The following is a 20606-nucleotide window of genomic DNA, read 5'->3' on the forward strand; positions in this document are numbered from 1 at the left end:
TGCGAGGATAGGTTTCAGCATAGCAGGGAATGAATAACAGATCCATTTTTCCGGAGTTGATCAGGGAAAAAGAGTTCTGTTATTTTTATTTTAAATATCTTAATATTAAGACTTGACGATTCCTGAGTTAAATACTAAACTGAGATTAAGCACCAGATGCACAAGATAAGTTGAAGAAGTAAGGGTGAAGCAGCTTTTTGAATAAGGCGTTTATTTATAACAGGACAGGTGCCTTGGATGGTTCACATGGTTTCGTTAATGAAGAATAAATAAAAAAATAGATGGAGGTTGAAGTCATGAAGTTTAAAGGAATTCATCACGTATCCGCGTTAACGGCTGCGGCTTCGCGGAACTTCGAATTTTATACAAAGGTTCTTGGCATGCGCTTGGTTAAGAAGACGGTGAATCAGGACGATGTCTCGGTATACCATCTGTTTTACGGCGACGAAAAAGGAAACCCTGGGACGGAGCTTACCTTCTTCGAAATTCCGATGGCCGGCCGGACCCGTGAGGGAAACAACAGCATCTCGGCAACATCCCTTCGCGTGCCCAGTGACCGCGCTTTGGAATATTGGACCCGGCGGTTGGATGAGCACGGTGTAGAACGCGAGGAGATCAAGGAACGTGCCGGCCGATTGACACTTCTCTTCAGGGATTTCGAGGGCCAGCGCATCATTCTGGTTTCGGATGAACATAATGAGGGCGTTCCTGGGGGCATCCCGTGGGAAAAGGGACCGGTTCCGACGGAATACGCCATTATCGGATTAGGTCCGGTGCAGCTTACCGTGCCTAATCCGGTGCAAACCGTGAAGGTATTGACGGAGCTGATGGGCTTCCGCTACAAAGGTCAGTATGCCTCGCCTGTAGACGGGCAGCCGGATATCCTTGTTTTTGAGACAGGGGAAGGCGGAACGGGAGCGGAAGTGCACGTCGAGGAACGAACGGACCTTCCGCAGGAGCGGCTTGGTCGGGGCGGCGTTCATCACGTTGCATTCCGCGTAGAGGACGAGGAGGAGCTCCGGGCATGGATCGACCGGATTGGCGATGTAGGTTTTTCGAATTCGGGGTTTGTCGATCGCTTCTACTTCCGTTCCTTGTATTTCAGAGAGCCTAACGGTATTTTGTTCGAGGTGGCTACCGACGGCCCGGGCTTTGACACGGATGAGCATATCGATCATCTCGGCGAATCGCTAGCGCTGCCGCCGTTCCTTGAGCCGAAGCGGGAACAGATTGAAGCGCACCTGAAGCCTCTTCATACCAATCAATCATAATGGCGTATATATGCGCAGCAACAAGCACCGGGCAAGCCTCCATTTTGAGGCATCTGCCGGGTGCTTTTTTTATCTATTCATACAGCTGTGAAATGGCTTTTGCGGCCGTGCCGACATGCTCGCGCAGCTCCTGCGGAGCAATCACCTCGATTTCCGCTCCGCAGCTTAGAAGGAATGCGGAAGCCGATTCCAAGGTGTTGAATTCCAAATCGGCCGCTATCCACCCGTCGTTCTGGCTTTCCATGTCGCATCGGATTATTTTTACGTATCGCTCCCGCTCAAAGCGTTTGATCAGAGAGACGGTCATTCGAACCTGTGCCGGATACTTCGGGAGATTCTGCATGAACCGTGTCAGCGACTCCTCCCAATACTCGGCTAGATTAAAATCGGTCGGGCGCTCAAAGGTATCCTCGGACATGACGGCATCCACGATTCTCGATACACGGTAGGTTCGCCGTTCGCCTTCGGATTCCGCGACCACATACCAGGTGCTGCGTTTGGCAACCAGCCCGAGCGGATAAATGTTTCTTTCTACCCGCTCCTCCCCCTTCATATATTGGATTCGGGTGATGCGATCCAGCCACAGCGCCTCCTGAAGCACTGTAAGATACGGATGCGATTCGCGATAGGAGTGCCAGCCTGCGCCATCAATATGGATTTTTTCCCGAATGATTTCGGCGTCCTGCCTAACGGAGCTGGGGGAAGAGGCCAATAATTTCTGATAGGCCGCATCAAATTGCTTGCGGATTCCTAGATCTCCGATCAGCGGGCTGTGACTGGAGACCAGCAGGGAGATGAGCTCATCAGGCGTCATCCCGGTCAGGTTCGTTCGATAGCTCTCTTCCAGCACCCAACCGCCAAGGGAGCCTCTTTCCGCATAGACGGGAATACCAGCCGAGCTTAGACTTTCCATATCGCGTATGATCGTTCGTTCCGATACCTCGAGCTGCTCCGCTAAATAGCGGGTGTTTTTCTTACCCCCGTTCTGTAGCATCAGCATAATGGACAATAGACGATCCGCCCTCAAGTCATGTCACCTCTTTACTATCTGTAGAAGATAATTGTATTGTAGCACGGATATAAGACAAGGGATGTCATATATGACTGATAGGATAAGGATGTTGAGATTATTCAGTATACAGGTTGGAGGTTACGCTATGAATAAGAATGAGTATAAGCCATTACAAGGTAAAGTAGCCGTCGTTGCCGGAGCGACCCGGGGGGCTGGCCGCGCCATTGCGGTGATGCTGGGTGTTGCAGGGGCAACGGTGTATTGCACGGGACGGAGCGTACGTGGTCAGGTGTCGGATATCAAACGGTCTGAGACGATTGATGACACGGCGGATATGGTGACGGCGCGGGGCGGGATCGGCATCGCCGTGCAATGTGACCATACCGATGAGGAGCAAGTAAAGGCATTGTTTGAACGGATTCGCGAGGAGCAGCAAGGACGGCTGGACATCCTCGTTAATGATATATGGGGAGGCGAGAACCTCACGCACTGGAATATCCCGTTCTGGGAGCAGTTTCTGTCCGATGGATTGTTAATGCAGGAGCGGGCGGTTACCACGCACATGATCACAAGTTATTACGGTGTTCCGCTGATGGTGGACAGCGGCGGGGGATTGGTCATTGAAGTTACGGATGGATCTACGTATCGGTATCGCGGGAACTTGTACTACAGCCTGGCAAAAATTTCGGCGATCCACCTGGCTGCTGCCATGGCGGAAGAGTTGCGTCCCTATCAGGTAACTGCGCTGTCTGTTACGCCAGGATTTCTGCGTTCCGAGCAAATGCTGGATCACTTTGGCGTGACGGAAGACAATTGGCAGGATGCCGCAGCGCAAGAGCCGCATTTCATCGAGTCGGAGACCCCGTATTTCCTTGCGCAGGGCATTGCTGCGCTCGCAGCCGATCCGAATGTAGCCGACAAGAGCGGCAAGGCGCTCTCCAGCTGGGATTTGTCGGATGAATACGGATTTAGCGACATTGATGGACGCAGGCCGCATTGGGGGAATTATGCGAAGAAGCAAGGCCTTCCTCTTTTATAAAAGAAAGGGCATGTAAAACAGGGTGACCTACCGCCATGATGGCGAATAGGTCACCCTGTTTGGTTGTGGATTTATCCGCTGCGTAATCTGAATCGTGGCAGTTGCCGGTAAATCGCACCATGAAAGTCTTCATCCTATTCAATCAAGTTAGGAACGGCCGCGTCTCATCGAACCCATGATCAGGCTGACGATAAAGACAAGCACCACGGCACCGATCAGAGCAGGCAGGATGAAGAATCCTCCCATTTCCGGTCCCCAAGATCCGAGCAGAAGCCCACCAAGCCAAGCACCGACAAAACCAGCAATGATGTTACCGATGATACCGCCGGGAATGTCTCTGCCCATAATCAAGCCCGCAATCCAACCAATGATACCACCAACGATTAATGACCAAAGAAAACTCATTGTTTATCACCTCGTATAAGTTATAGTTGTTTGTGCCTTACTATTAACCAAAGACGTGACTTTTAAACCGGATGATGACAAAATCACTTTTTTCCAGCAGACGAAATATCGTGTCATTCTTTGATAAATGCTGGGCTTTTGATTATGCTTGAATTATCGTTAGGTTGAGAATAATAAAGGAGCTGGCATGGGACTCATGGTTGAGAAATGGACTGAAGAATATACGATTCAATCCGTTGATGCGGATTTTAGAGGGGATTGCCGTTGGTCTTCGCTGCTCAGTATTTTGCAAAGAGCGGCTGACCGGCATATTGAGGCGCTCGGGATCAGTCGCGAGGAGATGATCGAGCGGGGAATGGGCTGGATGCTGATAACGCTTGAGCTTGATATGCGGCAGATGCCAAGGGATATGGACACAGTATATGTTGACACCTGGAGCCGCGGGTCCAAAGGAGCGCTGTGGCACCGGGATTATCGGATAAAGAACGGCTCTGGAGAAATGCTGGGCGAAGCCCGCTCGGTATGGGCCCTGGTAGATATCCATAAACGGAAAATTTTGCGTCCGTCCATGTTTCCATATGAGGTGCCGATCGGTGAGGAAACGGTTGGAGAACTGCCAAACAAAGCCGTATTACCGGAAGGAGTACAGCTGGATGAGGCTTATACGTACATGGTCCGGTACAGCGGAATCGATACGAATGGTCATTTGAATAATGCCCGTTATGCAGATCTGTGCTTTGACGTGCTGAGTGAGCAGGAGCTTCGGGAAGGGCAAGTGACCGGCTTCAAGATTACATATCATAACGAGGCCAGGCTGAAGGATACGATGCTGATCCGACGTTCGGTAGAAGAGAACAACAGGGTGTACGTACAAGGCACGTCGCCGGACGGAACCAACTTTTTTGAAGCGGCTATCGTTAGGGAATCATAAACCATCAGGCGAATTCTTTCGAAGGGAAAGAGCGGCTGACGCTTCATGGAGGGTGAACGGATGTACAAAATCATGATTGTTGAAGATGACCCGAAGCTGGCGGGGCTGCTGCAATCGCATATCGAGCGGTACGGAAATGATGGAACCATCATCGAAGATTTCGATCATGTGCTGGAGCGATTCCATGAGATAAAGCCGCATATTGTTCTGCTCGACGTGAATCTGCCAAGCTTTGACGGCTATTATTGGTGCCGCCAGATCAGGTCGGTATCAACCTGTCCGATTATTTTCATATCTGCTCGGAACGGGACCCCTGATCAGTTACGGGCGCTGGAGAACGGTGCGGATGATTATATCACCAAGCCGTTTGCTTATGATATCGTCATCGCCAAGATCCACAGCCAGCTTCGACGCGTATACGGTGATTATGCAGCAGCTTCCGCCGAGCGTACGGTTGAGAAGGACGGGCTGGTCCTGTATCCCGAACGGATGGAGCTGATCCTTGAGGACCGGACATCCATACTCACCAAAAAAGAAACCATCCTCCTGGAAACGCTGCTGAGCCGGAGCCCCCGGCTGGTCACGCGCGAGACGATTCTGGAGAAGCTGTGGGATGATACATTCGTTGACGATAATACGCTCAGCGTGAATATTAACCGGGTGCGCAAACGGCTTGCGGAGTTAGGGATTGAGAATGCGCTGGAAACGATCCGCGGCTCGGGATACCGACTGCACACGGTTTGGAAGAGGTAAGGGAAGGCTATGAAAAAGCTGTTTTGGCGTGAGCAACTGCCCTTGATACTATTTACGGTCGCCGAGTTGTTTGTGGTGCTGCTCGTATTCTGGTATGACGGTTATGATCATCCGGTGACAGCGGCCTATGCCGTTTTCCTCGGTCTGACCATTCTGGGCGGATACTTGGCATTCCGGTACTTCACGCACCGGGATTTCTATGAGCGGCTGTCACAGCCTATCAGGTCGCTGGAGGAATCGATCAAGCATAATGAATCCGCCCCGCTGCCCACGGCTCTTAGCGAGCTTATGGAAGAGCAATACCGTCAATACCGAACGGTCATGGAAGAGTGGGAGCGCCGGCGGAAAGAGCATATGATCTTCATGAATCAATGGGTACATCAGATGAAAACGCCGCTGTCTGTCATTGAGGTGATCACGCAAGAAGATGATAACGATTCCTTCAAGAGTATATCCGAAGAGTCCGACCGGATTCGGCGCGGGCTTGAGATGGTGCTTTACATGTCCAGGCTTGAAACATTTGAACAGGATTTCAGCGTGGAGCCTGTGAAGCTCTACCAGATTGCAGTCGATGCAGTTCACGAGAACAAGCGCTACTTTATTCACAGCCATGTGTATCCGGAAGTCCGGATCAACCCGGACCTCACCGTCCAGACGGATGCCAAGTGGCTTCGTTTCATCATGCTGCAGCTGCTGTCCAACGCCGTCAAATATTCCGCCGGTACCGGCCTTAAAGTGACGATCCAAGCCCACCGGAGCGAGGATCACCGTCATGTTGTGCTGGAGATCACGGATCGCGGGATAGGCATACCCAAATCCGACATGAAGCGGGTGTTCGACCCGTTCTATACCGGGGAAAACGGACGCAAGCTGAAGGAATCCACCGGCATGGGCTTATATCTCGTCAAGGAGGTTGTTCATAAAATGAACCACCAAATCGAGCTGGAATCCGAGCAGGGGAAAGGAACGACCGTGAGGTTGATTTTTTCAGGGTGAGACTGGCAATAGAGAGTCCTGTTGGCGTCTGACTGGCGCAGGCTAAGATGTCGAGTACGTTGTTGGTTGTTTAAGATCGAGATGACGGTATGGATTAAGCCGAGTAGGGTTTAGTCAGACCATATCTAAGTTATTCATAGATTATGAAGCATACGGTAAATTACCTAAATACTTTATGAGAGCACCTTATCTGGGGTAAAAGATGGTTGTTGAAACATCATGAAGCCCTGAGATAAGGTTCTTTCTTTTGTTTTAAATAATGAGTAGGCATCGTTACACACCAGCGAAAGAGGACGAAACGATTCCGAAGAAGCGAAGCGGTCGCCTTTGTACCCGAATTTTTACCACAGCGTAATCGTTCAGAAAATTTGGGGGCAACAGCGATCGTAGGAACGTTACGTACTTGGAGCAGTCTTTAGAATCGCAACAGTTACGCACTCGGAGCGGTCTGCCGAAGCGCAAAAATGATTTATTCGATGGGACGCTTTTAGTAAAACATGAATCTTACACCGATGTAAGATTGGTGAAAGAGTGATCGATAGGAGAAGCTCCGCCGGATGCTATACACTAACCTTACAAGATATGAATAACGAAGGTGAGGTTTACAAGATGGAAATACTAAACGTGCGCAATTTGGGCAAAGTCTACAAGGCCGCGGTGTCCCACGAGGCGCTTTCCAATATCAATCTGAGCATCAACGAAGGGGAATTCGTTGGCATCATGGGACCATCCGGGAGCGGAAAAACAACGCTGCTTAACATGATATCCACCATCGACCGTCCCACATCCGGGGAGATTCTTATTGGCGGGGAAGATCCGTTCCGTTTATCCCAGGATAAACTCGCGATGTTTCGCCGCCGTGAGCTCGGGTTTGTCTTTCAGTCCTTCAACCTGCTGAATACGCTGACGGTGAAGGAGAACATCCTGCTGCCCTTGGCGCTGGACGGGGTAGATCTGGATGAGATGAATCGCCGGGTAGGGATATTGGCCGAGAAGCTGGGCATAACATCGATCCTGGATAAGCGGACTTACGAAATATCCGGGGGACAGGCGCAGCGGACGGCCGTAGCACGTGCGATGATCCATGTACCGAAGCTGGTCCTGGCCGATGAACCGACGGGGAATCTGGACTCCAAATCGGCGCGCGACGTCATGGAGATTATGGACCGGAGAAACAAAGAGGACAAAGTGACGATGCTGCTGGTCACCCACGATCCGGTTGCCGCAAGTTACTGCAATCGGGTGGTGTTTATCAAGGACGGTCAGTTGTACAACGAAATCACATACGGCGAGAGCCAATCGGCCTTTTATCAAAAAATCATCAATGTGTTATCGCTGCTGGGAGGTTCGGGACATGAATTTTCGCCAGTTCGCCATTAACAATGTCCTGCGCAGCAAGCGCACGTATATCGCCCATTTCCTGAGCAGCGCCTTCTCGGTCATGATTTTCTTTACCTACGGGCTGCTGTCGTTTCATCCGCAGCTGAAGGATGGCCTGGTGTCCTCCAGTGATACCATGTCCATGCTGGGCACGATGGGCATGACGGTATCCCAGTACATTGTGTTTGTCTTTTCGTTCTTTTTCCTGCTCTATTCCGTGGGGGCCTTTATTAAAGTCCGGAAGAAGGAATTCGGCATACTGTTGATTCTCGGGATGTCCCGCAAGCAATTGAACCGAATGCTGTTCATCGAAAATATATTGATTGGCGTTGCGGCGATCGCAGCCGGGATCGGGACGGGCGTTCTGTTCTCGAAACTGATTCTGTTAATCAGCGCGAAGCTGCTGGCCGTGGATAATGGACTTCCGTTTTATTTTCCGCTCAAAGCGCTTCTTATCACAGCAGCGGCTTATGCCGTCCTGTTCCTGCTGATTGCACTGTGTTCTTCGTTCATGCTGAGGAAGGGCACGCTGCTTGCGCTCGTTAAAGCGGAGGAAAGTCCCAAACCGCAGCCCAAAGCCTCTCCTTGGCTGGCCGTGCTGGCTGTCCTGTTGATTGGTGCCGGATACGGTATGGTTTTGGCCTTTGCGATTCTCCAAATCTTTAATTTTATTCTGCTGTTTGGAGGCGTTGTTCTCGTTGTCATCGGCACGTATTTTCTCTTCACCCAGTTCAGCGTATATTTCATGCGGTATTTGCAGAAGAAGGAGCGATTTTTCTTCCGTCGAACCAATCTGCTGACAATCTCGGAGCTCCTGTACAGAATCAAGGACAATGCGGTGATGTTTTTCCTCGTTTCGGTTATCTCGGCATCTGCCTTTACCGGTATCGGGACCACGCTCGCAATTGGAGATCCGGGGCTGTCGGCCATGGAGAATCCTTATGCCTACACATACTCCATGTATGATGAGGACGCTGATAAAGGGAATAGGCATCTTGATATCATCAGGGAGGAGCTTAAAAAAGGCGGGTTCGATTATAAGGAGGCGGAGGTTACCCCGATTTTCTCGGATAACGGGGTGCAGCTGGTTAAGCTTAGCCAATATAACCGTCTCATTCAGTCACTGGGTTACCCGGCAGAAACATTGGGCGATCTGGAAGGAATCTTGACTCCGGGAACGGTCTCGGAGAAGAACAGCTACCGAATCAACGGTCCTTTAAATAGTCAGTTCGAGGTATTAAACGGCAAGAAATCGGAAATCGTCAAGGTGCTCAAAGCCGAAACGTTTATTGCCGTACCGGCAACCTATGGCGAGACGCTGGTCGTATCCGACCGCTTGTACGACGATGCGTTCAAGGCACAGCAGGATCAGGATGAGGAGTACGGTTATGCGGCATACCATACGTTTTACGTACAGGATTGGAAGAATACTGGGGATGTATCCAGAGCGATTCTGGATCGTCTCAACGAGAATGAGGACTACAGTTATTATGTAAAATCATTGTATATGGATTGGAAAAGTGCTCAGCAGCAGAACGGCATTCTGCTTATGGTAAGCGGCTTGGTCGGCATCGTGTTCTTCACCTTCGCGGCAAGCTTTGTTTATTTCCGGCTGTACGCGGATCTTGCCCGGGACGAACAGCAGTATCGCATGATTGCGAAGGTCGGACTCAGCAAAAAAGAGCTTGGCACTATCATTACCAAGCAGCTTGTCATTATGTTCTTTTTACCAATGCTGATCGCACTCATTCATAGCGGCGTTGCCTTCGTAGCCCTGCAGCAACTGGTAGACTTCTCGATTGTTGGGCACAGTTTGAAGATCTTTATCTTCTTCCTGAGCATCCAGGTCATATATTTCTTTATTACTCGCTGGCGTTATCTGGACCGTCTCAACAAAATCATTCAGTAAAAATCGCCATTTCTTCGTTGAAAAGTGCCAAAACGGGTATGTTATTACAAGAAGCATTTACAACGAGAAGTGGGGGCGATTCCATAATGAATGATCACAGCATGTTAAAGACGGGTGCAGTCGAGACGGAAGAGATTACGCCGGATATACTATCCTTGCGTACGGTTATGGTGAACGTCCAGATGATCGGTACGCGGGGGACGGGCGACTGGGTACTGATTGATACGGGACTCGGAAATTTTGAAGGGTCCATTGTAGAAGAAGCTGAGAAAAGATTCGGAAAGCCGCCGGTTTGCATTGTGCTCACCCATGGCCATTTCGACCATGTCGGGAATGTGAAGGTATTGGCGGACCGCTGGAGTGTACCTGTCTACGCTCATCGGGATGAACTCCCATTCCTTACGGGAAAAGAAGACTATCCACCAGGTGATCCAAGCGTGGGCGGCGGATTGATGGCCCGCGTTGCCCCGATGTATCCGAGCAAAGCCATCGATCTGGGCTCCAGGATACAACCGCTGCCGGAGAACGGCAGCGTGCCGGGTCTTTCTGAATTTAAATGGCTGCCGACACCGGGCCATAGCCCCGGCCATATCTCCCTGTTCCGCGAACGGGATCGAGTCCTCGTTGCGGGAGACGCGGTGATTACGGTGAAGCAAGAGTCGGCGCTAGCCGTCATCGGGCAGGAGAAGGAGCTGCATGGTCCGCCGATGTATTTTACCCCGGATTGGGATCTTGCGCGGGAGTCGGTTCGCCGCCTGTCAAGCTTGAATCCCGGAGTTCTGATCACGGGACACGGAGTTTCGATGCGGGGTGAGGAGCTTACCGCTTCACTCGAACGGTTAGCTCGGGATTTTGATCGTTTGGCCGTTCCCGAGCAAGGTCGGTATGTGGATGAGGAACCAAATTGAATGAGGACGGATCAATCATCCGTTTCATGATATGAACGTTTTATAGGCTGAACGAGACACCGTAAGGGCGATGGCCTTGCGGTGTTTTTTCATAGGCTGAATATTCAATATGGAAATGATTAACGGAATTGTGCGAAAATGAAGGTGATAGCAACACCAGATTTTAAAAAAAAGATGAACTGGCGTGAACCTAATCGCGCTCTCAGGCATCTAACTTATGTAAGGCCAAGGAAGTGTTGCAGAGGAGGTCTCCCAATGTGAACAAGAAATCCAATATAGTACGCGATGTCCAGCTTGCCAAGCATGGGGATCGGGAAGCCTTTAGCAGGCTGGTCCACGCTTGTGAGCGTTATTTGTATGGCTTGGCCCGCTTGTATCTGAGGCGGGAAGAGGATTGCGCGGATGCCGTACAGGAAGCGATTTATAAATCCTTCGCAGCGATGTCGACCTTAAAGCAGCCTGCTTATTTTAGAACATGGCTGTCCCGCATTCTTATTCATGAATGCCTGCAACTGCTGCGCTCCCAGCAGCGGCTGCGGACGGTTGAACTTGCCAATGGGGGTGCCGATGCACTGCCGTATGAAGCGATCGAACTCAACGAAGCCGTGACCCATCTGGAAGATGATTTACGCAGAGTTATTCAGCTTCACTATTATCGGGATATACCGATCAACCATATCGCCAAGATGGTAGGTATACCGGAAGGAACGGTGAAATCCCGGCTGTACCGGGCGCGTGCCATATTGGCGGAAAGATTGGATCCTTCCACGGAAAGGAACGTGAGCCACGACCCGATAGTATGTAAGGAGCCGAGTCTGAAGAACTTTGCTCCTATGCTCATGATGATCCGGACGGTTAGGCTTATCGGCAATTACGATATCATTCACAGATCATGGGGTGTAACGGCTTGATGGAAACGAAACAGAAAGTCAGATTGATGGACAAACCCGACCTTGGAGCATGTTCCGAGCTGATGCTCAAGGTCTTTAGCGGCGAACCCTGGTTCGATCAGTGGGACTCCGTGCAGCATGTACAGCAATACCTCGGAGAATTTATGGACAATCCGGTATTCCTGGGATTTGTTATAGAACAGGATGGTCAGATACTGGGAGCTTGTTTTGGTCATACGAAGAGCTGGTATAGCGGTAAGGAATACTATATCCAGGAGTATTATATCGATACCGATCTGCAGGGCGGCGGACTAGGTTCGGCATTAATGCATGGCATAAAGGAGTTTTTGAAATCGATTAACATTCATTGCATGGTGCTGCTTACGGAAAAGGATCTTCCGGCGGAAGATTTTTATCGGAAACACGGTTTTGAAGTGAAGAAGGATATCATTTTTATGGCCAACAGATTTTAGTCGGCGGGATTTATATTGAAAATAGGGGAGCTGTCTTGATGTCGGTGCGTGTTCTTAACTAACCAAATTGTATAGGACTCTCTGCTTGTCTTTTGGCAAAAACCCACTTTACGTGAGGTTTATTTGTCATGGCGCGAAGGCTCTGAGTCCACCTGGTTAAGAACACAACAGCCATCCCTTATATATTGACTGTACAGCCGTGCCCCGGGCACGGCTTCCCGCTGGGGGACAGAAGGTGGACGATGGTTCATGGACTTCTGTCCTTTTTTTATTACTGCAGCACGTATGGGGTTACGTGTGTTCTTTTCCAGGGGCAATAACCACCCCATATTCAGGAAAAGAGCGTGATTCACATGATGAATTATATAGAAGAAGTGAAAACCAAGGTTCGTTTGCAGGAAGGCGTTCAGGTGATTGAACAGCTGCTGGTAGCGAGTTATATGCGGCCCGGTATTTCAACCAAAGAGCTGGCACGACATACGTATCTACCCGTTCCAATCACTGCCGCAATCAAGAAGGAGCTCATCAAGGCAGGTGCTCTCATTCAAGAGCGGGGAGTTCGCTGCACCTCTGCCGGGAAGGTGTATGTTGAACATGAACTGGGATACGGAGGGATCGATCAGGATCTGTATCAGAAGCTTATGGCCGAGGAACACGATTGGCAGCCGGAGCTTTCTGATGTACTAGCGAGGCTCACGGAGATCCTGGAGCAGCGCCCCCAAGTCGATGTTCAGATCGACCAATCCCAATGCACGGTGGAGACGAGTCTTCGGAGAGCCGTTCTGTGTCTGAGGGAGCACAGCCTGATCGGCAAGAACATCCTGTGCGTTGGCGATGACGACCTTGTGAGCATCTCGCTGGGTCTGCTGCTTAAACGGCTGTTCCCGAACGCAAAGGACCAGAGAGCCGCCATTACCGTAATGGATATCGATGAGCGATTCCTGCGGTTTATCCAGCGTGCAGCTGCAAAAGAAGGCTTATCGGTTACATGCAGACACATCGATCTCAGGCAGCCGTTGCCTGAGGGCTGGAACGGGCAATATGATTGCTTTTTTACGGATCCGCCGTACACGCTTCAAGGGCTGACCCTGTTCTTATCCAGAGGGATTAGCGCGTTGAAACACGAGAAGGGATGCCCCATCTTTCTCTCCTTCGCCCACAAATCTCCCGATTTCACATGGTCCATGCAGCGTGAATTCGTACGTATGGGTTTGTCGGTAAAGCAGGTGCTGCTTCATTTCAATCAATATATCGGAGCGCAGATGATCGGCAATAGCGGTCAGATGATCGTGCTAACAACGACGGAATTTACGGAGCCGCATATTACGGATTCTTTCGAGGAGGAGCTCTACACAGGCGAGGTTAGGCGAACGGTCCGAACCTACAGATGCATTCAATGTCAGGGCGAGCTGCAGGTGGGCGTGCAGGGTGATTATTCCACGATCGAGGATTTGAAGAAGCAGGGCTGTCCCGTATGTGCCAATCTTACGTTCACATGGCTGGCTAAGAAAACGATCTGACTTATCTTTGTGGAAACAATCGGGGGGAGGTTATAATAGGAGGACAGAGGAAGGGGAGGGCTATGAAAGTATTAGTATTGGCTGAGAAGCCGTCCGTTGCCAAGGAAATTGCGAGAGTAATGGGCAGCCGCGAGAAGCAGAAGAATTATTTTGAAGGACCGAAATATATTGTGACCTGGGCGCTTGGACATTTGGTAGGACTTGCCGAACCCGAGGACTATGATAAGAAGTACCAGACTTGGGCGCTGGAGGATTTGCCGATCCTTCCGGATAACGCGAGGCTTAAGGTGCTGAAGGAAACAAGCCACCAGTTCAAGACGGTTCAGCATCTGATGAAGCGCCCGGATGTCGGCGAAATGATTATTGCCACGGATGCGGCCCGTGAAGGGGAGCTGCTTGCACGCTGGATCCTCAAAATGGCGAAGTGGAACAAGCCGTTCAAGCGGCTGTGGATTTCTTCCCAGACGGATAAGGCGATCAAGGAAGGTTTTGCATCACTCAAGCCGGGGCAGCAGTTCGACCGGCTGTATGAGTCCGCACGCTGCCGGGCGGAAGCGGATTGGATGGTTGGACTGAATGTGACGCGTGCGCTGACGACCAAATTTAATGCACAGTTGTCGGCAGGCCGGGTTCAGACGCCAACGCTCGGGATGATCATGGACCGGGAGAAGGAAATCGTGAATTTCCGCTCTCAGGAATATGAGACGCTGCAGGCGGATCTTGGGAATTTTGAGGTTTCGTGGCGTCCGGCCGGCGGAGACGGTCGTCTATTCGAGAAGGATAAGGCGGCCAAGCTGAAGCAGAAGCTGGAGGGCAGCACCGGTAAAATCGTCAGCGTGAAAAAGAGCGAGAAAACCGAGCCGCATCCGCTGGCCTATGATTTGACCGAATTACAGCGGGATGCCAACCGCCGATTCGGGTTCTCTGCCAAGCAGACCTCGAACGTGCTGCAGCGCCTGTATGAGCAGCATAAGCTGGTCACCTATCCGCGTACGGACAGCCGTTACCTGACATCGGATATGGTCGGAACGTTGAAGGAGAGACTGTCGAGCATCGCGATCGGGCCCTATGCTTCCATTGCACGTCCGCTGCTGCGTAAAAATTTATCGCCGGGCAAACGGGTCGTGGATAACAGCAAGGTTACGGATCACCATGCCATCATTCCAACCGAACAGACCGTGCTGCTGAATCAGCTGTCAGTGGATGAACGCAAGCTGTACGATCTTATCGTACGCCGTTTCATCAGCTTGTTCTATCCTCCTGCCCGCTACGATAACGTATCGGTTACCGTTCAGATTGAGGGAGAACAGCTCTACGCAAAAGGAACTACGATCAAGGACAGCGGCTGGCGCGAGGTATACGGCGGCGATTATGACGATGACGCTGAAGACGAGCAGGACGATGTTCAGGGCCAGTCTTCAGGCAAGCTCCTGCCGGAGCTGCGAGAAGGAGAGTCGGTGAAGGTGGTCCGCTGCGTACTGAAACCGGGACGCACCCAGCCGCCGAAGCGTTATAACGAAGCGGCGCTGCTCTCCCAGATGGAGAAGCACGGCCTGGGAACCCCAGCGACTCGGGCTGATATCATCGAGAAGCTGGTTAGCTCGGATACGATCGAACGGCAGGGGCAAACCCTCCATCCGACAGGCAAAGGCAAGCAGCTGATCGAGCTTGTCGCTCCAGAGCTGAGAACACCGGAGCTCACGGCACGCTGGGAGGCCGAGCTCGAACGGATCGCGAAGGGGCAAGGCAAGCCGGAACCGTTCTTGCGTGGAATTCGGGACATGACCAAGAAGCTGGTCACGGATGTAAAGGGAAGCGAAGCGGAGTACAAACCGCATAATGTCTCGAACAGCCACTGTCCGGATTGTGGGACAAGACTGCTGGAGAAGAAGACTAAGCGCGGCAAGCTGCTTGTCTGCCCGAGTGACGATTGCGGATACAAGCGTTCAGGCGAGAAGCGTCTGTCCAATCGCCGATGTCCGCAGTGCCACAAGAAGATGGAGATGAAAGAAGGCAAGGCGGGGCTGTTCGTGCAGTGCCTGGGCTGCGGCATTACGGAAACGCTGAAGAAGGATGCCAAGCATGTGAACAAACGCGAGGAGCGGAAGCTCGTTCAGCAATATAGTAAGCAGGAGTCGATCGGTTCGAACCTGGGCGACCTGTTGAAGGCGGCTCTTGAGCAGAAGGGGAAGGAATAATCTGCATAAGGCTTCTCCCAATTGCTTGAAAAGCGATTTTCTTGCCATCGCTAGCATAACCTCGGGTAGAATGGCTCATTCTACGGACAGGGGGTGATTTGCATGCCGAATCATAAAGCAAGAAAAAGCGAAAACCAGCAGAACAAATCAAGCATTCTTGAGGAGAGCAAGACCCTCAAACCGAAAAAGGCTGCAGACTATGTTCCGAGCCTGAATGAAATATCCAAGAATGAATCATAAGTTTTGAGTAGTGGTTGAGCATGGCCTGGTTGTCATTATGCCGGACACGGGTTCGTTGGAATTATGACGTCGGCCGTGTCCTAATAATGGCATTCATAGATGGGCATGATCCAAGATTATTTAGCCGGCATTGTCTTCATTAGCCTGCAGTTTTATAATAGCCATAGAATGTATAGCAAATGGCTGATTGGGGAAGATCGATCAGTTGGAATGGGGGTGCGTGAACCAACGTGAGACCTGCACTGATCGTTTGGTTTATTTTTATCAATGCGGTAGCCTACCTGGTCATGTCGGAGGATAAACGGCGTGCCCGAATGGGACGGGATCGGGTTCCGGAGAGAACGCTGTTTCTGCTGGCTGCCATAGGCGGGGCCTTGGGTGTATGGATTGCCATGTACCGCAAGCGTCATAAAACGAGGCATTTATCATTTAAAATGGGCGTGCCGCTGTTGTTAGTCGTGAATGTCGCGCTCTACACGTACTTCTGGGGATAATCTGTTTAATCTGAACTACATAGGAATATCTCAGCGAGTGAGCAAGCTCGTTTCATAACGGTATGAAGTTGTTTAATAATAAGTAGTAGGTCTTTTAACTGTAGTAGGTCTCTTAACTATAGAAAGAGGTGGCCTGTATGCTTTTTACTAAAATTCTTCTAGCTTACGACGGCTCCAAAGCAGCGAATAAAGCGCTCGGACGTGCGGTTGAACTTGCCAAGGTAACACCGGGAGCTACGCTGGATGTCATTCATGCTTACGATTTTCCGCGTTTCTTCGTTGGGGAAGGGCTTGCCCCAATTCCAGCTTCACTTAATAAAGATGTCTACGATCTTGCTGTGCAGACGACAGAGGAAATCCGCGAGCGGATTGAGAAGTCAGGCGTTAACGGCCAAGTGGAGATGATCCAGGGTCCTCCGGCTGAAGTCATTCTGGAGTATGCGAATCAGAACGGCAGTGACCTGATTGTCATCGGCAGCCGCGGTCTTGGCGGTATCCGCGAGTTCGTACTGGGCAGTGTCAGCCATAATGTAGTGCAGCATGCAAAGATTCCGGTGCTGGTTGTAAAATAATGTTGTTGGGACGCTTAGGCGTCCCTTTTTTATAGAGATTGGTTCTTCCGATTTTGCATCCGCAGCTGCGGCTTCATATTTATCGTACGCGATTTGGGCGTATCTTTCGAAGCGTCCGTTAAGACGATAGGTGTTTTTTGTCAGAGGAGGTTCATATGGAAATTATTCTGCTTATGGTCTTGGTTGTTCTGGTCGGTCTTATGGTCTCCAGTCGAATGACGGCAATGGAGAAGCGAATGAGGCAGCAGCAGAACACGTTAAATCAAATGGCAAACCAATTAGGAATACCTGAACCGCCGGTTCATGAGGAAGTCAGACAGCTGCTGGCGGATGGGCAGGACATTAAAGCGATTAAAATCGTAAGGGAAGAGTTAGGGTTGTCTTTGGGTCGAAGCCAAGCAATATGTAGATGCTATCAAGCATGGGGAGCGGTAGAACCGGGTCGTGGGAAGAAATGCGGTTTCCCGATTACAAATGAGGTGCTGCATTCTCCAGGGTAAACTCCCAGCGCCCGCCCCGGAACTCCACCCTGTGCAGCCCGGTGTTCGCCGCCGGGAAGAGCGGATTCTTATTGCTCCATGCCATATCCTTGATTAGATGATAAATGATGTTAATCACTCCCCCGTGAGTGACCACCAATACGTTCTCGTGATCATTTGTTTCAAGCTGATCCTGGCATAATCTCGTGAAGGTTTCCTTAATCCGCTGGAAATTTTCTTGCGGACTTTCACCGCCCGGGTATCTTTCGTCCATTCGTAAGCTGGAAAAATACAATCCAGGGAACTTCTCTTCCGCTAAAGAGTTAGGTATTCCAGCGAGCAGACCGTTATTCATCTCCCTCCAATCCTCGGAACCATGAAACGGAAGGCCAAGCTTATCGGCCAATATGGAGGCAGTCTGATAGGCTCTCTGTAAATCGCTGCATACGATTCGGTGGATATTAAAATCATGCTTGTGTTCGTTTAAGTATTGCCCCAGCTTTTCCGCTTGCCTGATCCCTTCGTCTATGAGCCCGCGCTGGCTCCACCCTCCGCGGTACCCTTCTTCATCTTGACCATGCCTTACGAGATAGATAGCCATTGGTTCCTCCTTAGAAATAGATTCTGCTTAGTAATATTCAAATATAGATATCGAATTAAAGTTCTGTCGTATTTCATACTCATGTCGGATGATAAGATTTCGACACTCGACCCCATCTTCCTTGTAAGTAGCTACAATTAAAGAGCAGAATACGGTCTTATTTTATTCTGCGATAATACTTTTCCCTTACCCTCTATGCAGCAGCAAAAAAGATTCTCGCTCCAGCGGAGCGGACGAATCGTGGATGGAGAAGCGAAGCGTTCGCCTTTAAACACGGGAAACAACCCTATATTGTTCAATCCAGTTTCCCGTGTTTAACAGCGATCGGAATCACGATTCGTCAGCGCAGCGCTGCCATCACTGCCCACACCTTTTTTATGAACGACCGTTGCCCTTGCCTTCAATAAAGCCCGCAATCTCCAAGAAGTTTTTGCTGCAGTATTGCTCACTCCCTAGATACGAACATTATTTTTTATGTAAATCCGATTGTTCGTGTTTAGGTTGACATTTGGTGTCAGAAATTGATAAACTGAGGATGTTGAGGTTCAAAATAACTTATAAAGCGTGATTGATGAAATTTAATATTTCTCGTATAAAGCCGGGGATATGGCCCGGAAGTCTCTACCCGGAAACCGTAAATTTTCGGACTACGAGGGAATACAAACGGTGCGGCTACGACGGGGCTTGGTTTCATGTTTGCCTCTTTGGCGGCGGATGCGCAAGACTCTTCTGCTTGACGCAGGCAGCAGCGTTCGTAATCCTTGTATGTCCGAGACCTGCACAGAATTTGTGTTTACGGGATCGGACTTTTTTTTCAGCAGCAGCCATTATATTGTCGAATTTCGAAGAAAGCGGGGGTAACTCATGACAGCACAAGTAGGAGTCATTATGGGAAGCCAATCAGATTGGGATACGATGTCCCATGCATGCCAGGTGCTAGACGAGCTTGAAATTCCTTATGAGAAAAAAGTCGTATCCGCTCACCGGACGCCGGACTTGATGTTCCGGTATGCCGAGGAAGCGGAGGGCCGAGGACTTCGCGTCATTATCGCCGGAGCCGGCGGGGCCGCTCACCTGCCCGGAATGGTCGCTTCGAAGACGGTATTGCCGGTTATCGGCGTTCCGGTTAAATCGAAAGCGCTGAAGGGGCTGGATTCATTGTTGTCGATCGTGCAGATGCCGGGCGGCATTCCGGTAGCAACCGTAGCGATCGGTAAAGCGGGAGCAACCAACGCCGGATTGCTCGCCGCCCAGATTTTAGGCACTTCGGATGCAGGGATTCAGGAAAGAGTGCAAGCGCGCCGGGACCGTATCCGTGACGAAGTGCTGGAAAGCAGCGATAACCTATGATGGAGAACGGAGCACAGCAGACGAAGGTCTCTAGCAAAAAGCTACTGCCAGGTTCCGTCATTGGTGTACTTGGCGGGGGACAACTCGGACGGATGATTGCGCTGGACGGGATCCGGATGGGATATTCGTTCGTCACCCTTGATCCGACGCCGAACTCCCCGCTTGGCCAGATGGCTGAGCAGGTTACGGCCCGGTATGACGACGTCGAGGCTGCCCGGCAGCTCGCCGTCAAAGCGGACGTCATTACGTACGAATTCGAAAATGTCGATGCAGGCGTCGCCCAGCTTCTGGAGGAACAGTCTTATGTCCCCCAGGGAAGCAAGCTGCTGTATACCACGCAGCACCGCTTGCGCGAGAAGGCCGCAATTGAAGCGGCCGGCGTACCGGTTGCGCCGTATCGTGAAATAACAAGCTTGGAAGATTTACAGTCCGCCGCCTCTGAACTTGGACTTCCGTGCGTGCTTAAGACCGCCATGGGGGGTTATGATGGTAAAGGGCAAGCGGTTCTCCGCAGCGAAGATGAGCTGGAATCAGCTTACAAAGAGCTGGCTGCCAGCGGGACGGAGCTGGTGTTGGAGAAGTTCGTGAAGTTCGCGTGCGAGATCTCCGTGATCGCGGCGCGTACGCCCAGCGGCATCGTGAAGAGCTTTCCCCCGGCTGAGAACGTGCATGTCAACAATATTTTGCACTTGTCGATTGTGCCTGCTCGCGTGACAAGCGAAGTACAGCGCAAAGCATGTCAGCTCGCGGAACGCGTAGCTGAAGGCATGGGAGCTGTCGGCCTGCTGGCTGTCGAGATGTTTGTGACCGAGGATGGGGAGCTGTACGTGAATGAGCTTGCACCTCGTCCGCATAACTCGGGTCACTACACGATGGAGGCATGCTCAACCTCTCAATTCGAGCAGCATGTAAGAGCGATCTGCGATCTGCCGCTCGGGGACACAACGCTGCTGAGCCCGGTCGTCATGGTGAACCTCCTGGGACAGCATCTGGAGGAAGCGGTATGGCGCTTTGGAGAGCACGACGCGCTTGCAGAGTCTCTCGGCGTTGTGCCTAAGCTTCATCTATACGGCAAGAGCGAATCGAAGCTTAACCGCAAGATGGGACATATCAACCTCTTGTGCGGGGATGTCGATGACGCGCTCGAATGGGTAGAGAAAACTAATATTTGGAGGCAGGATTAAA

Annotated in this window: 21 protein-coding genes and 1 riboswitch; of the genes, 18 read left to right on the forward strand and 3 right to left on the reverse strand. The window is 51.0% G+C overall.

Annotated elements, in window-relative coordinates; all coding sequences use genetic code 11:
- Nucleotides 1–296 precede the first annotated feature (296 nt).
- On the forward strand, nucleotides 297–1271 hold the full coding sequence (locus BJP58_RS24585; RefSeq protein WP_194540951.1) for a ring-cleaving dioxygenase: 975 nt from the start codon (nucleotides 297–299) through the stop codon (nucleotides 1269–1271).
- A 73-nt stretch (nucleotides 1272–1344) separates the two neighbouring features.
- On the opposite strand, the gene BJP58_RS24590 is transcribed toward BJP58_RS24585, so the two are convergent.
- The gene (locus BJP58_RS24590) at nucleotides 1345–2298 is read right to left on the reverse strand and encodes a helix-turn-helix transcriptional regulator (protein WP_194540952.1); all 954 of its coding nucleotides are present in this window, start codon (nucleotides 2296–2298) and stop codon (nucleotides 1345–1347) included.
- A gap of 130 nt (nucleotides 2299–2428) precedes the next feature.
- On the opposite strand from BJP58_RS24590, the gene BJP58_RS24595 reads away from it, so the two are divergent.
- Complete coding sequence (locus BJP58_RS24595) at nucleotides 2429–3322, forward strand: SDR family oxidoreductase (RefSeq protein WP_194540953.1); 894 nt, start codon at nucleotides 2429–2431, stop codon at nucleotides 3320–3322.
- 147 nt (nucleotides 3323–3469) lie between these two features.
- Here the strand turns inward: BJP58_RS24595 and BJP58_RS24600 are convergent, their stop codons facing one another.
- A complete protein-coding gene (locus tag BJP58_RS24600; protein WP_006208269.1) occupies nucleotides 3470–3727 on the reverse strand; it encodes a GlsB/YeaQ/YmgE family stress response membrane protein in 258 nt (85 codons plus the stop codon).
- Between the two features lie 196 nt (nucleotides 3728–3923).
- Between BJP58_RS24600 and BJP58_RS24605 the strand changes: the two genes are divergently transcribed.
- The 14 genes from BJP58_RS24605 (at nucleotide 3924) to BJP58_RS24670 (ending at nucleotide 17491) form a co-directional block, all read left to right on the forward strand.
- Complete coding sequence (locus BJP58_RS24605) at nucleotides 3924–4658, forward strand: acyl-[acyl-carrier-protein] thioesterase (protein ID WP_233354750.1); 735 nt, start codon at nucleotides 3924–3926, stop codon at nucleotides 4656–4658.
- Between the two features lie 60 nt (nucleotides 4659–4718).
- Nucleotides 4719–5411: a response regulator transcription factor gene (locus BJP58_RS24610; protein ID WP_071221576.1), complete on the forward strand. Its 693-nt coding sequence runs from the start codon at nucleotides 4719–4721 to the stop codon at nucleotides 5409–5411.
- 9 nt (nucleotides 5412–5420) lie between these two features.
- Nucleotides 5421–6407: a sensor histidine kinase gene (locus BJP58_RS24615; protein ID WP_194540955.1), complete on the forward strand. Its 987-nt coding sequence runs from the start codon at nucleotides 5421–5423 to the stop codon at nucleotides 6405–6407.
- A 609-nt stretch (nucleotides 6408–7016) separates the two neighbouring features.
- The gene (locus tag BJP58_RS24620; protein WP_071221574.1) at nucleotides 7017–7787 is read left to right on the forward strand and encodes an ABC transporter ATP-binding protein; all 771 of its coding nucleotides are present in this window, start codon (nucleotides 7017–7019) and stop codon (nucleotides 7785–7787) included.
- On the forward strand, nucleotides 7762–9696 hold the full coding sequence (locus BJP58_RS24625) for an FtsX-like permease family protein (protein WP_194540956.1): 1935 nt from the start codon (nucleotides 7762–7764) through the stop codon (nucleotides 9694–9696). The genes BJP58_RS24620 and BJP58_RS24625 overlap by 26 nt, the downstream gene beginning before the upstream one ends.
- Before the next feature lie 86 nt (nucleotides 9697–9782).
- Nucleotides 9783–10604: an MBL fold metallo-hydrolase gene (locus BJP58_RS24630; RefSeq protein ID WP_194540957.1), complete on the forward strand. Its 822-nt coding sequence runs from the start codon at nucleotides 9783–9785 to the stop codon at nucleotides 10602–10604.
- A gap of 257 nt (nucleotides 10605–10861) precedes the next feature.
- Nucleotides 10862–11515 carry a sigma-70 family RNA polymerase sigma factor gene (locus BJP58_RS24635; RefSeq protein ID WP_194540958.1) on the forward strand — a complete coding sequence of 218 codons (654 nt, stop codon included), beginning with the start codon at nucleotides 10862–10864 and terminating at the stop codon, nucleotides 11513–11515.
- Entirely contained in the window at nucleotides 11515–11967 is a 453-nt protein-coding gene (locus BJP58_RS24640) for a GNAT family N-acetyltransferase (protein ID WP_233354751.1), read from the forward strand. The genes BJP58_RS24635 and BJP58_RS24640 overlap by 1 nt, the downstream gene beginning before the upstream one ends.
- 353 nt (nucleotides 11968–12320) lie before the next feature.
- Nucleotides 12321–13487 carry a bis-aminopropyl spermidine synthase family protein gene (locus BJP58_RS24645; RefSeq protein ID WP_194540960.1) on the forward strand — a complete coding sequence of 389 codons (1167 nt, stop codon included), beginning with the start codon at nucleotides 12321–12323 and terminating at the stop codon, nucleotides 13485–13487.
- 62 nt (nucleotides 13488–13549) lie between these two features.
- Entirely contained in the window at nucleotides 13550–15685 is a 2136-nt protein-coding gene (locus tag BJP58_RS24650) for a DNA topoisomerase III (protein ID WP_194540961.1), read from the forward strand.
- A gap of 102 nt (nucleotides 15686–15787) precedes the next feature.
- Nucleotides 15788–15925, forward strand: a complete 138-nt coding sequence (locus tag BJP58_RS24655; protein ID WP_181469949.1) for a hypothetical protein — start codon at nucleotides 15788–15790, stop codon at nucleotides 15923–15925.
- 230 nt (nucleotides 15926–16155) lie between these two features.
- Nucleotides 16156–16419 carry a DUF1294 domain-containing protein gene (locus BJP58_RS24660; RefSeq protein WP_071221567.1) on the forward strand — a complete coding sequence of 88 codons (264 nt, stop codon included), beginning with the start codon at nucleotides 16156–16158 and terminating at the stop codon, nucleotides 16417–16419.
- Nucleotides 16420–16556: 137 nt separating this feature from the next.
- Nucleotides 16557–16991: a universal stress protein gene (locus BJP58_RS24665; protein ID WP_071221566.1), complete on the forward strand. Its 435-nt coding sequence runs from the start codon at nucleotides 16557–16559 to the stop codon at nucleotides 16989–16991.
- Between the two features lie 155 nt (nucleotides 16992–17146).
- The gene (locus BJP58_RS24670; RefSeq protein ID WP_233354752.1) at nucleotides 17147–17491 is read left to right on the forward strand and encodes a hypothetical protein; all 345 of its coding nucleotides are present in this window, start codon (nucleotides 17147–17149) and stop codon (nucleotides 17489–17491) included.
- Here the strand turns inward: BJP58_RS24670 and BJP58_RS24675 are convergent.
- Nucleotides 17460–18071 (reverse strand): histidine phosphatase family protein, encoded by a 612-nt coding sequence (locus BJP58_RS24675; RefSeq protein WP_194540962.1) that lies wholly within the window; start codon nucleotides 18069–18071, stop codon nucleotides 17460–17462. The genes BJP58_RS24670 and BJP58_RS24675 overlap by 32 nt on opposite strands.
- Nucleotides 18072–18639: 568 nt before the next feature.
- A riboswitch (purine riboswitch) is annotated at nucleotides 18640–18741 on the forward strand.
- Between the two features lie 194 nt (nucleotides 18742–18935).
- On the opposite strand from BJP58_RS24675, the gene purE reads away from it, so the two are divergent.
- Together purE and purK are read left to right on the forward strand one after the other, a co-directional pair.
- The gene (gene purE, locus BJP58_RS24680) at nucleotides 18936–19421 is read left to right on the forward strand and encodes a 5-(carboxyamino)imidazole ribonucleotide mutase (RefSeq protein WP_194540963.1); all 486 of its coding nucleotides are present in this window, start codon (nucleotides 18936–18938) and stop codon (nucleotides 19419–19421) included.
- Nucleotides 19418–20605 carry a 5-(carboxyamino)imidazole ribonucleotide synthase gene (gene purK / locus BJP58_RS24685; RefSeq protein WP_194540964.1) on the forward strand — a complete coding sequence of 396 codons (1188 nt, stop codon included), beginning with the start codon at nucleotides 19418–19420 and terminating at the stop codon, nucleotides 20603–20605. The genes purE and purK overlap by 4 nt, the downstream gene beginning before the upstream one ends.
- Nucleotide 20606: the final 1 nt, after the last annotated feature.

It is taken from the genome of Paenibacillus sp. JZ16, assembly GCF_015326965.1.
Taxonomy (GTDB): domain Bacteria; phylum Bacillota; class Bacilli; order Paenibacillales; family Paenibacillaceae; genus Paenibacillus_AQ.

Excerpts from the sequence above, each read along its gene's own strand:
- purE (WP_194540963.1), top strand. The coding sequence starts at position 18,936 with ATGACAGCACAAGTAGGAGTCATTATGGGAAGCCAATCAGATTGGGAT.
- BJP58_RS24650 (WP_194540961.1), top strand. The coding sequence starts at position 13,550 with ATGAAAGTATTAGTATTGGCTGAGAAGCCGTCCGTTGCCAAGGAAATT.
- BJP58_RS24675 (WP_194540962.1), bottom strand. The coding sequence starts at position 18,071 with ATGGCTATCTATCTCGTAAGGCATGGTCAAGATGAAGAAGGGTACCGC.
- BJP58_RS24665 (WP_071221566.1), top strand. The coding sequence starts at position 16,557 with ATGCTTTTTACTAAAATTCTTCTAGCTTACGACGGCTCCAAAGCAGCG.
- BJP58_RS24600 (WP_006208269.1), bottom strand. The coding sequence starts at position 3,727 with ATGAGTTTTCTTTGGTCATTAATCGTTGGTGGTATCATTGGTTGGATT.
- BJP58_RS24585 (WP_194540951.1), top strand. The coding sequence starts at position 297 with ATGAAGTTTAAAGGAATTCATCACGTATCCGCGTTAACGGCTGCGGCT.
- BJP58_RS24595 (WP_194540953.1), top strand. The coding sequence starts at position 2,429 with ATGAATAAGAATGAGTATAAGCCATTACAAGGTAAAGTAGCCGTCGTT.
- BJP58_RS24670 (WP_233354752.1), top strand. The coding sequence starts at position 17,147 with ATGGAAATTATTCTGCTTATGGTCTTGGTTGTTCTGGTCGGTCTTATG.
- BJP58_RS24625 (WP_194540956.1), top strand. The coding sequence starts at position 7,762 with ATGAATTTTCGCCAGTTCGCCATTAACAATGTCCTGCGCAGCAAGCGC.
- BJP58_RS24605 (WP_233354750.1), top strand. The coding sequence starts at position 3,924 with ATGGTTGAGAAATGGACTGAAGAATATACGATTCAATCCGTTGATGCG.
- purK (WP_194540964.1), top strand. The coding sequence starts at position 19,418 with ATGATGGAGAACGGAGCACAGCAGACGAAGGTCTCTAGCAAAAAGCTA.
- BJP58_RS24630 (WP_194540957.1), top strand. The coding sequence starts at position 9,783 with ATGAATGATCACAGCATGTTAAAGACGGGTGCAGTCGAGACGGAAGAG.
- BJP58_RS24645 (WP_194540960.1), top strand. The coding sequence starts at position 12,321 with ATGATGAATTATATAGAAGAAGTGAAAACCAAGGTTCGTTTGCAGGAA.
- BJP58_RS24620 (WP_071221574.1), top strand. The coding sequence starts at position 7,017 with ATGGAAATACTAAACGTGCGCAATTTGGGCAAAGTCTACAAGGCCGCG.
- BJP58_RS24655 (WP_181469949.1), top strand. The coding sequence starts at position 15,788 with ATGCCGAATCATAAAGCAAGAAAAAGCGAAAACCAGCAGAACAAATCA.
- BJP58_RS24610 (WP_071221576.1), top strand. The coding sequence starts at position 4,719 with ATGTACAAAATCATGATTGTTGAAGATGACCCGAAGCTGGCGGGGCTG.
- BJP58_RS24615 (WP_194540955.1), top strand. The coding sequence starts at position 5,421 with ATGAAAAAGCTGTTTTGGCGTGAGCAACTGCCCTTGATACTATTTACG.
- BJP58_RS24640 (WP_233354751.1), top strand. The coding sequence starts at position 11,515 with ATGGAAACGAAACAGAAAGTCAGATTGATGGACAAACCCGACCTTGGA.